This window comes from Pseudomonadota bacterium (genome assembly GCA_010028905.1).
Classification (GTDB): Bacteria; Vulcanimicrobiota; Xenobia; order RGZZ01; family RGZZ01; genus RGZZ01.
This window is the reverse complement of sequence record RGZZ01000166.1, coordinates 1-9,719: the sequence shown is the minus strand read 5'-3', so window position 1 is coordinate 9,719 and position 9,719 is coordinate 1. Positions and strand designations below refer to the sequence as shown.

The window sequence follows — 9,719 nt, the reverse complement described above, 5'->3', positions numbered from 1 at the left end:
CCCAGGCGCACCGGTCGGTCGACCTTCGGCCTTGAGCGATGCAGCAGAGACGCCCTCTGACTCGACGGGCGAGGGGCGCAACGTCCCTCCGGAGAAGCCGGGGACGAAACCGCCTTTGGGCGGGGCAGGCGCGGACGGAGCCGAAGGGGGCGGGCCGCCGCTGAATGCAGAAGGCGGCGCTGCAGGCGGACGAGGTGCGCCCGGGCCGGCGCCCTGGCCTGCGGGAGAGGCGCTTGCGCCGCCAGGTGCGGCAGCGCCACCGTCAACCGTGGCGATGGCGTTGCCCCCTCCTGCGCTCAGGCCCATCACGACGCGCTCGGCGCTCCAGATCAGGTCGTCTGCCTTCTTGGCGTTGTCCGGGAAGATGGCCACGGCAACACTCGCCGTGGGACGGGGGAAGTTCTGCGAGATCCGGGTGTCACTGACGCGCTGCTTGATGCGCTCTGCGATCTTCATCGCCTCGGCCTGGTCTGCAACCGGAGCGAACGCCAGGAACCTTCCGCCCTCGAAGCGGGCGAGGATGCTGTCGTCTGGAGGAATGGCCGCTTTGACCTCGGCGGCCACCGACTTCAAGACAGATTCCGCCTGTCCGTCGCCATACTGCTCCTGGAGGCCGCGGAACTGGTCGAACTCGAACATGAGCACCGCGCCCTTTCGGCCGGAGTCCTCCGCGTCGACCAGGGCGCGCGGGAGGTTCTCCTCGACGTAGCGCTTGCTCTTGAACTTGGTGACCACGTCGATGGTGGCAAGGTTGTCTTCGTACAGCCGGTAGAGGGCCGCCGCGTATTCCACGGCCAGTCGATACAGGTCGCCCTGGCTGCGGTCATAGAGCTTCTTGAGCTTGTGGATGTCCTTCGACTCCTCGACGCCCAGGAAGGCCATGCCGAGCATGCGGTCTTGGAACAGGAAAGGGACACCGATGCGGATCTGCAACGGCTCGAGCGCGTCGCGCAGGTCGGGGAAGGCCTTGATGAACGTGCCTTCCTTCTTTTCGGCCTTGAACAGGAAGGGCTTGCCGTCGTTGCGCTCGATCCAGCGCGGCAGCTCGGTGGCATCGACCGGGGTCGTCTTCACGTCCTCGGTCTCGAGAACGAGCGTGGTCTTCGGCTGCATCTCGTCGCCGTCGACCGTGGTGACGTAGACCACGCCGTGTGACATCTGGGTGAGTGCGGAGAGGCGGATCAGCGCTGATTTGCAGATCTCTTCGTAGGTGCTGGCCTCGGTGCCCATGTCTGCGCCGTCGAAGACCGCACCGCCTCCCTGTCCGCCGCGCCTCGTCGCCATGAAGAGCGCGAGCCCGATCACCACAACGGCAATGCCCCCGCCCACGAGGCCGTACTGCTTGTACTTCTTGCTGTTGAGCTCGGACTGGATGCGGCCCAGAAGTCCCTTGGCGTCGTGGAAGTCACGGCTGTTCTCGACATCCTTGACGCCCTTGAGCTTCTCGAGAACGTCCTGGAGCTCGGCCGCGGCCTCCTCTGGCTTGCCCTGGCGATATCGGATGTCTGCGTTGAGGGTGTGATACTGCGGACTTGCAGGCTGTGCTTCGAGAGAGGTCTTGATGTAGTCGGATGCCTTGGCCACATCGCCCTTGCTCAGGGCGATGCGGGCGAGATAGTAGCTCGCTTCGTGGCACTTCTTGTCGGCCGCCAGGGCTTTCTCGAATGCGGCAGAGGCGCTGTCGAACTTGCGCGAGCCCTCTGGCTTCGACATCTCGTCTTCGTAGCGGCACTTGCCCAGCATGGTCCAGAAGTTCGCGGTCTGGTTCGCGGGGAAGCGCAGGGGACGGGTGAGCACCACATCGAGCTGCTTCGACGCGTCGCCGTAGCGCTTGAGGCTGAGAAAGACCTCGGCCAGCTTGATGCGGGGCATGAACCAGTTCGGGTCGGCCTTGATCGCCTCTTCGAGCGGATTGACGGCCTGCACCTCACCCTCGCTCTGCATCAGCCTTGTGGCTTCCTTGAACTGCGCTTGCGCGGCAGGGTTCTGCGCACGCGCGGGGACCGCAAGTGCAAGGAGCAGGAGAGCGAGGAGCAGGGCCAGAGGGCTTCTGCCTCTGTTCGACTCAGCGGGTGGACGTGTCGACAAGTGCGGACGATCTCCCAACGGGGGCTTCGCAGGGCGCGAAGCGTTCTGATTCGCGGGCGCGGAGCGCGCGACCGCCGACCACCCTCTGGCCGGCTCTTTTGACTTCCCGGTCGCCTGCCCAAGTCCTTCTCGTATTCGGGTGGTGGAAGCGACCGAGCGGGGTCGCACGGGTCGCAGACGACCATGCGGGGTCGAGTCGCCCGCTTCGGGCTGGAGCGGGCGCGAGATAGGGTTGGTCGTGGTGGGAGGCGAAGCCCCCCTCAACCCCTTCTGAGGAGAAGCGTCTGTCTTGGCAAAGCACGCCGATGAACCCGCCCTCGATGATCTCCCGTCGCTCCTTGGCGCCGTGCCCGTGTTCGGGAGCCTCGAAGCTGAAGATCTGCAACAGGTGGCCAGCATCGCCCACCTCAAGCACCATCCCAAGGAGCACGTGCTCTTCGAGCGCGGAGACACAGGCGACGAGTTCCTCGTCGTTGTGCAGGGGCGGGTCAAGCTCTTCGTCCTGAGCGAGGACGGGCGCGAGCTCACGCTTCGCATCCTGCGTCCCCCGCAGTCGTTCGGAGAGGTGTCGCTGATGGATGAGTTCGCTCGCTCGACCAGCGCGGTTGCCCTCACCGATGTCACCGTGCTCTCCATCTCGAAGCACGACTTCCGACGCCTCCTCGAGGGCAACACGCGGCTCTGCATCGGGGTCATCACGGCGCTGAGCCGAAGGCTGCGCGACCTCACAGACGACACCGCTGGGCTCATCTTCCACGATGTCTATCAGCGCCTCGCACGCAAGCTGCTCACCCTCTCAGAGGAGATGGGCAGGCAGACCGATGAAGGCGTCGAGATTCCGCAGCGGCTCACGCATCAGGAGCTCGCAAATCTCGTGGGGGCGACCCGGGAGACCGTCACCAAGGCGCTCAACGACATGGAAGGGCGCGGGCTGCTCCTCGTGCGCAAGAAACAGGTGGTGATTCTCCACAGAGCCGGTCTCGAAGCGTGTCTCAGCGGCGCCTTCGAGCGTTCGGGCATCCGCCACCACTGACCCGATCTCGCTCAGTCCTCGAACGTGACCTGGCTCGTGACCACACCGTCAGGTGACTGGTTGATGGTCTGCACCTTGTGGCCGGCACGGCTGATGAGCTGCGTGCCATCGGCGGTTCGGCGGTAGAACTGCTCCCAGCGGTCACCGCTGCTGGTGTTCTCATCTGCGAAGAAGTGGTACTCGAACCCTCCGCGCAGGTCGATGCGCTCCCATCCGCTCGTCATGAGCAGGTCCGGGTAGGCGAGACGAGGATCGGCAAGGCCCCGCAGCGGCGACATCTGCCCGTGCGCGCGGAGGGCGGAGGAGAGATCGTCGAGCACGCGGCTGGGAGAGCCGCATTCGGGTGCGCACAGCGTGGGGGCGATTCGCGTGATGACCGACATGGCGTAGAGCTTCCTTGTTCGCGGGGTTGGGTGGCCTGCGGGCAGCAGACCGCTTCGGCGGCACGTGCGCGATGAGGCAGGCACGCCCGGGAAACCAGACGCAAGGAGTGTAGACCAGGCGGGGTGAGACGATCAACCTGCGATGTTGCCCGGACTTTACCGTTTTGTTAACGTCTCTCCCGTGGCTTGCCTTGACGTGCCCGCGCCCGCTCGCCCGCCGCCGCAGCCTGCTCGAGCTGGAGCACCTCGGAGGCGGTGAGATGGCGCCATCGGCCGACACCCAGATCTCCAAGGCGCAACGGTCCCATGGCGACGCGCTGCAGGTCGAGCACAGGATGTGACACGGCTTCGCACATGCGCCGGATCTGGCGCTTGCGTCCTTCTTCGAGAACGAAGCGGAGCACGGTGGTGTTGTGCGAGCGCTCCAGCATCTCGACGCGCGCCGGCAGGGTAGGGCCGTCGTCCAGCATCACGCCATGGCGAAGTCGGCCGAGCACGACGGGCGGTACGTCTCCGCGAACCCGCACCATGTAGACACGCGGAACATGGTAGCGCGGGTGGAGCAGGCGCTGGGTGAGATCGCCGTCATTGGTCATGATCAGGAGCCCCGTTGAGTCGGCGTCGAGACGTCCGACGGGGTAGAGGCGGTGCCTGCTCTTGACGAGCTCGTCGACGCTGCGGCGGCCGTGGGGATCGCCCACGCTCGTGATGTACCCTTTGGGCTTGTGCAGCAAGATGTAGACGGGCGCGGGGCGATGGGGGATGGGCCGGCGATCGACGGTGATGTGGTCTTCGTCGGCGACGACACGGTCCTCGATCTTTGCGCGGCGACCGTTCACCTCGACCCTGCCTTCGCGGATGATGTTCTCGCAGGCCCGTCGAGACCCGAGACCGGCACGGGCCAGAACCTTATGCAGCTTCTCGGTCACAAGGGGGCCATCGAGGGACGGCTCTTCATCGGGGAGTGGCGCAGGTGTGTCTTCCATGGGGGCTCGCAATCTGGGTCGCCGTGCACGGGCGCTGCCGCGGTGCAAGCAGGCGGTTCACGGGCGCGCGCCCGCATCTGCGCCCGCAGAACGGCACTGCCAAGGTACGCCAGCGCCCGCGAATCTCCTGTGATGGGTGTGCGCGAACAGGGGCTCACGTCTGGGCGGGTAGATCTGCCGGATTTCTGTTCCGGACGTCTTGATCTTTTAGCAGGATGTGTTATACTGCAAATGGACGAAGCCCCTGGCGTTCCCAGATTGATTAGGGGGCCTGTTCGGTCCCTGGCCTTGATGCGGCGCTTGCCGCTGTTTAGCAGAACGAGGTAGACATCGGATATCCCGAGATGTGGGAAGACCTGAGGCTAGTCTTGTTGCGCATCAAGTAGGAACGAAGCGCGAAGCGGTTGCTCGACGAGCAGCCGCTTCTGTTTTTTCTGCGCATCCGAGGCCCGAACGGATCCAGGGTCTCACTCAGGTCTGTGGACGGGGGTGTGCCGAAGCCCGCTCGACGTGCAGGCGAGCAAGGGCCTCTCGCACAAGGGGGTCGCTTCCGACGTCGCAGTACCGTCGCTGCTCCATGCGCACATCGGGCACGATTCCGTTTCTGTGCAGGTCACGCCCGGCGGGAGTCAGGTACCGGCCTGTCGAGATGGCGAAGGCGGAGCCATCCGGGAGCGGGAACAGCTTCTGCACCAGACCCTTGCCATAGGTGCGGGTGCCCACGAGCACCGCCGCGTGATGGTCCTGCAGGCAGCCTGCCATGATCTCTGACGCGCTCGCGCTTCGCTCATTCACCAGAACCACCAGGGGCGCGGCGGATGTGCTGCGAGGGGTGTCGTACGTGGTGTAGGCGACCTCGGGCCGCCTCTTCTGGCGCAGCGACATCACGCGCGTGCCAGGGGGGAGGAGCCGGCTGCACGCGTCCACCGCCGACGACACGAATCCTCCGCGGTTGTCGCGCAGGTCGATCACATAGGCCGTGGCCCCCTTGTGCTGAAGCGCTTCAAGGGCGGTGTCGAGGCGGCGTGCGAGGTCGGCGGAGAAGGCGCGCAGACGCAGATATCCCACGTGTTCGTCGAGCATGCGCGCGGTGATGGTGGGAAGCTCCGTCTGGCTTCTGATCACATCGGCATGGAAGGTTCGCTGTGGGCGCGCAACTGTGAGCCGAACCCGCGATCCCGAAGGGCCGCACAGCAGCTCCTTGGCGGCTGTGAGCGACAGGCCGCCGAGCGGGCGACCGTCGGCGTCGAGAAGAACGTCGCCCACCGCCAGGCCAGCACGGGTTGCCGGTGCGCCCTCGAAGGTCTCGGCAACCACCAGGCGATGCTCTCCGTCGAGCTCGAGATGGCAGCCCAGTCCGCACTCGTCTGAGCCATCGATGCGGGCGCGGAGGTGCGAGAACTCGAGCGGGCTCAGAAAACGGGTGTACGGCTCTTCCAGTGGCTCGAGCAGACCGCGCATCACGGTGTGGTACAGATCGGCGCGGCTCAAGCCTGGATGGGCGGCGAGCACGGCCTCGAACTCTTCCCGCAGGCTGTCGATGGAGCTGGCGGGGGGGCTCTCGACCTCTACGCCCTGACGGTCGAGCCATCGTCGCAGCGCGCGGCTGGCGCCTTGCACGAGAGAGGTGGTCGATGGGTCGTAGATCGATTCGCGCTGAACCGTCTGCACGAACGATTCGAGCCCGTCGAGGGTGGCCGTGGAAAGGGGCTCTGCCGGCGCGGCGCGGACGACGGCTGTGAAGATGGAAAGGAGTGCGAAGAGGGCAATCAGGACATGTCGGAGTCGGAAGCGCAGGACGATCTCAATCACCTTCAGCGGGTTGTTCTCAGGCGTTGCCCGTGCACACGGGTCTCGCAGACCGCGGCCGGGGCAACAGCCTGCGCCGTGACGCGGCGCGCGAAACATAGCATCTCGCCCGATCTTCGTCAATGCGTTGCTGCGCCGCTGCGCCGTGATCCGGCGCACGTTCCGGCGGCCGCTATGCCACGTATCGGTCAGACTGGCGCGGATGGTCGACGAGCTCCTCGAGCACGAGCTCCAGGGTGTTTCGCACCTCTTCCGCACTCTCCGGACGGCGCGCCGGCCGCTTGTCGAGGAGCCGCATCACCAGGCTGTCGAGTCTCGCCGGGATGTCTGGCGCGTGGACATGCGGGTGCTCTGGGCGCGAGTCGAGATGGGCCTGGATGTGCTCGTTCACGCTGCGGGCCGGGAACGGCATGTGACCGCTGAACAGCTCGTAGAGAACCACGCCCAGGCTGTACAGATCGCTGCGGGCGTCCGGTTCCTGGCCCATCAGGTACTCGGGCGACATGTACGCGGGCGTGCCCACGAGATGTCCGGCCTTTGTCACGACGCCCGTCGACCGCGTTCGCGCCAGGCCGAAGTCGGCGATCTTCACGAGGCCGACCGACGTGGTGATGATGTTCTCTGGCTTCAGGTCACGGTGGATTGCGCCTCTGCCGTGAATCGCCGCGAGGCCTCTGCAGATCTGGATGGCCCAGTCGAGCTTTCCCTTGAGCTTGGGTTCGTTGGCGGCGAGAGCGTCGCGCAGGTTGCGTCCTTCGACGAGCTCCATGACCAGGTACGGGCGCCCCTCGTGCTCGCCCGTCTCGAAGTGGCGGATGACGTTGCGATGGCGGATGCTCTGCAGGATTCGGCTCTCACGCCGGAATCGGTCGCGTGCCCCCTTGTCGCGGGCCACGTCGGCGTTCATGAGCTTGAGTGCGTGTGCTTCGGTGCTGCGCTCGGCGCCCACGGGCTCGACGCAGTAGACACGGGCACTCGTGCCCTGCCCGATGAGCTTTCGCACGCGCCAGCCTCCGATGACCGAGGGGGGGATCTCGATCACGGGGGCGCCGCTCTGCATCACGGTGGATTCTCCCGGATCGCAGCCGCGGGGGAAGAGGCTGTTGCGAATCGAGCAGAGGAAGCCTCTGAGCAGAGATGCAGCCTGCGTGTGCAGGGGCAGCTCGAGGGTGGCACGGTCTGCTCCGCAGTAGTCAGACGGACGGATTCTCACGCGAGTCGCTCCTTTCGATGCGAACGATCATGGCCGTCTCTTCCGCCCTCTCGCTTGATTCTGAGGGATCATCCGCATCAGGAGCAACGCAGTTCAGGAAAGGGGATGTAACAAATGTGAACTTCCCGCGCAGAGATGTTGACGGGATGTTAACTGTTCGATCCGGGGTCCGGGGGGCGGGCGATGAAGTAGCCCGGTGGATTGGGGCGGTTGCGTCTCACGATCTCGGCATACTCCGCCCAGAGCGGCAGATCTTCGACGCTGTCGAACGGGGTCGACTCTGTGTAGGCGCAGGTCTGCGGCAGCAGGGTGCCACGGGGGTGCAGGGGGCCGAATGTTCGGCAGGCGAGAGGGCGCACGGAATAGGCGCGACACCCTTTGCCCGGGACGTAGAGGGGGCAGTGCGCGTCAGGGTCGACGGGCTTGCTGAGGCGCGCGTCCTGCAAAGGCGTTGTGCACGTCACCCACGAGATGGGTGAGCGCCCCTCCTGCTCGATCAGGTGGTCTTCGAGGCAGTCGAACTCGTGTCGGGTGAGGATGAGATTGAACTTGCAGCACTCGAAGCACGTGCCGCACACATTGGAGGCCGGCGCGGCGCCTCTCGGAAGGCCGCGGGTGGCGGGAACCTCGGCTTCGAGCCGCGTGTAGAAGGCCTTCAGATCGTCGAAGCGCGGATGCACGTGCGCCTCACGCGAACATGCTGACGTCGCCGAGGCCCTCGCGCACGACGACGGGACTGTCATCGATGAGGTCGATCACCGACGAGAGCTGGACAGGCAGCGGACCGACATCGATGAAGAGATCGACGTCGTCACCGAACCTCTCATCGATCTCCTCCGGCTCGCTGATGATGTCTTCGTCCTCGATGTTCGCGCTGGTGGTGACGATGGGGTGGCCCAGCCCCGCCACGATGTCGAGGCAGATCTCGTTGTCCGGCACGCGTATGCCCACGGTCTTGCGCTTCGTGATCATGAGCTTGGGCACGGTCTTGGTGGCGTTCAGAATGAATGTATAGGGGCCAGGAAGCAGGCGTCGCATCGTCTGGTAGGCATAGTTCGTCACCTGCGCGTAGCGGCTGATGTCCTTGAGGTCAGCGCAGATGAATGAAAGGGGCTTCTGCTTGGCCATCTTCTTGATGCGATACACGCGCTCGATGGCGTCCTTGTTGAAGAGGTCGCAGCCGATGCCATACGTGGTGTCGGTGGGGTAGATGAGCACGCCCCCCTTCTTCAGCACGTCGATGGCCATGGTGACTGCCTTGCGAGCGGGATACGGATCGTCGATGGTGATTCGCACGCGGAAGGGTTTCGAGTGCGTCGGAGGGATCCCTCTCCGGCCGTACGAATCCACACGGGTGCCATCCCCGAGACGTCAGGCCCTTCTCGACCTCCTGCGGAGCGGCGTCGATGTCGATCACCTGGCGCTGGCGGCGCTGCTCGTCGCCACCGAGGCGCGACACGATCTCGACATCGACGCCTGCCTGCGCTCGCTTGGGTCCATGGGCAGTCGGTTTCGTGCCCGGCTCGAGCAGCGCGATCCCTCCTTGCGGGGGCGGGTGGAAGCGCTCAACGACATCCTGTTCGAGGAAGACGGTTTTCGCGGAGACACGGAGACCTACTACGATCCGCGCAACAGCCTTCTCGATCAGGTTCTCGAGCGCAGGCGGGGCCTGCCCATCACGCTCTCCATCATCTTCATCGCGGTGGGTCGCGAGGGCGGCCTCGACGTGGAGGGGGTGGGCCTGCCGGGCCATTTCATCGTTCGCGTGCATGATCCGCAGCGCGAGGGGGAGGTGCTCGTCGACCCCTTCCATCGCGGGCAGATCTTGAGCGTGGATGACTGCAGACGGCGTGTCGCCTCGGTGACGGGCCATCCGGTCGAGTGGCAGTCCGCGTGGCTCGAGGCTGCGGCTCCCCACGAGGTGCTGGTTCGCTTGCTCAACAATCTCAAGCGGGTCTATCTGCGGGCCACGAACTTCCGCGAGGCGCTCTGGGTCCACGATCTCCTCGTCGCCCTGCAGCCGGATGATCTGCAGCACTACCGCGACCGCGGTCTCGTGAACGCGCAGCTGCAGCGCTATGGGGACGCGCGCCGTGATCTCACCGCGTATCTCACGCGCTATCCCGGCGAGGCGCCGGACGCCGCGGAGATCGAAGAGGATCTCGAGCGTCTCCGCCGCCTGCACCACATGCTCAACTGAACCGCAC

At 65.4% G+C, this 9,719-nt stretch carries 9 protein-coding genes; 2 read left to right on the top strand and 7 right to left on the bottom strand.

Annotated features, from left to right (window positions below; all coding sequences use genetic code 11):
• The coding region (locus EB084_12655) for a GGDEF domain-containing protein (protein NDD29107.1) at positions 1-1,944 on the bottom strand (1,944 nt) is incomplete at its 3' end.
• Between the two features lie 433 nt (positions 1,945-2,377).
• Between EB084_12655 and EB084_12650 the strand changes: the two genes are divergently transcribed.
• Positions 2,378-3,121, top strand: coding sequence for a Crp/Fnr family transcriptional regulator (locus tag EB084_12650; protein NDD29106.1), 744 nt, complete (start codon positions 2,378-2,380; stop codon positions 3,119-3,121).
• Positions 3,122-3,132: 11 nt separating this feature from the next.
• Here EB084_12650 and EB084_12645 read toward each other — a convergent pair whose 3' ends face one another.
• From EB084_12645 to EB084_12620, 6 genes are all read right to left on the bottom strand, one after another.
• A complete protein-coding gene (locus tag EB084_12645; protein NDD29105.1) occupies positions 3,133-3,504 on the bottom strand; it encodes a hypothetical protein in 372 nt (123 codons plus the stop codon).
• Between the two features lie 167 nt (positions 3,505-3,671).
• Positions 3,672-4,490 (bottom strand): rRNA pseudouridine synthase, encoded by an 819-nt coding sequence (locus EB084_12640; protein ID NDD29104.1) that lies wholly within the window; start codon positions 4,488-4,490, stop codon positions 3,672-3,674.
• Between the two features lie 471 nt (positions 4,491-4,961).
• Positions 4,962-6,398: a S41 family peptidase gene (locus tag EB084_12635; GenBank protein NDD29103.1), complete on the bottom strand. Its 1,437-nt coding sequence runs from the start codon at positions 6,396-6,398 to the stop codon at positions 4,962-4,964.
• Between the two features lie 73 nt (positions 6,399-6,471).
• Positions 6,472-7,512, bottom strand: a complete 1,041-nt coding sequence (locus tag EB084_12630) for a serine/threonine protein kinase (protein ID NDD29102.1) — start codon at positions 7,510-7,512, stop codon at positions 6,472-6,474.
• A 149-nt stretch (positions 7,513-7,661) separates the two neighbouring features.
• On the bottom strand, positions 7,662-8,255 hold the full coding sequence (locus EB084_12625) for a YkgJ family cysteine cluster protein (GenBank protein NDD29101.1): 594 nt from the start codon (positions 8,253-8,255) through the stop codon (positions 7,662-7,664).
• Entirely contained in the window at positions 8,200-8,760 is a 561-nt protein-coding gene (locus EB084_12620) for a threonylcarbamoyl-AMP synthase (GenBank protein ID NDD29100.1), read from the bottom strand. The genes EB084_12625 and EB084_12620 overlap by 56 nt, the downstream gene beginning before the upstream one ends.
• Here EB084_12620 and EB084_12615 point away from each other — a divergent pair.
• Complete coding sequence (locus tag EB084_12615; GenBank protein NDD29099.1) at positions 8,723-9,712, top strand: hypothetical protein; 990 nt, start codon at positions 8,723-8,725, stop codon at positions 9,710-9,712. The genes EB084_12620 and EB084_12615 overlap by 38 nt on opposite strands.
• Positions 9,713-9,719 lie beyond the last annotated feature (7 nt).

Excerpts from the sequence above, each read along its gene's own strand:
- EB084_12645 (NDD29105.1), bottom strand. The coding sequence starts at position 3,504 with ATGTCGGTCATCACGCGAATCGCCCCCACGCTGTGCGCACCCGAATGC.
- EB084_12640 (NDD29104.1), bottom strand. The coding sequence starts at position 4,490 with ATGGAAGACACACCTGCGCCACTCCCCGATGAAGAGCCGTCCCTCGAT.
- EB084_12635 (NDD29103.1), bottom strand. The coding sequence starts at position 6,398 with ATGTTTCGCGCGCCGCGTCACGGCGCAGGCTGTTGCCCCGGCCGCGGT.
- EB084_12625 (NDD29101.1), bottom strand. The coding sequence starts at position 8,255 with ATGACAGTCCCGTCGTCGTGCGCGAGGGCCTCGGCGACGTCAGCATGT.
- EB084_12615 (NDD29099.1), top strand. The coding sequence starts at position 8,723 with ATGAGCACGCCCCCCTTCTTCAGCACGTCGATGGCCATGGTGACTGCC.
- EB084_12620 (NDD29100.1), bottom strand. The coding sequence starts at position 8,760 with ATGGCCATCGACGTGCTGAAGAAGGGGGGCGTGCTCATCTACCCCACC.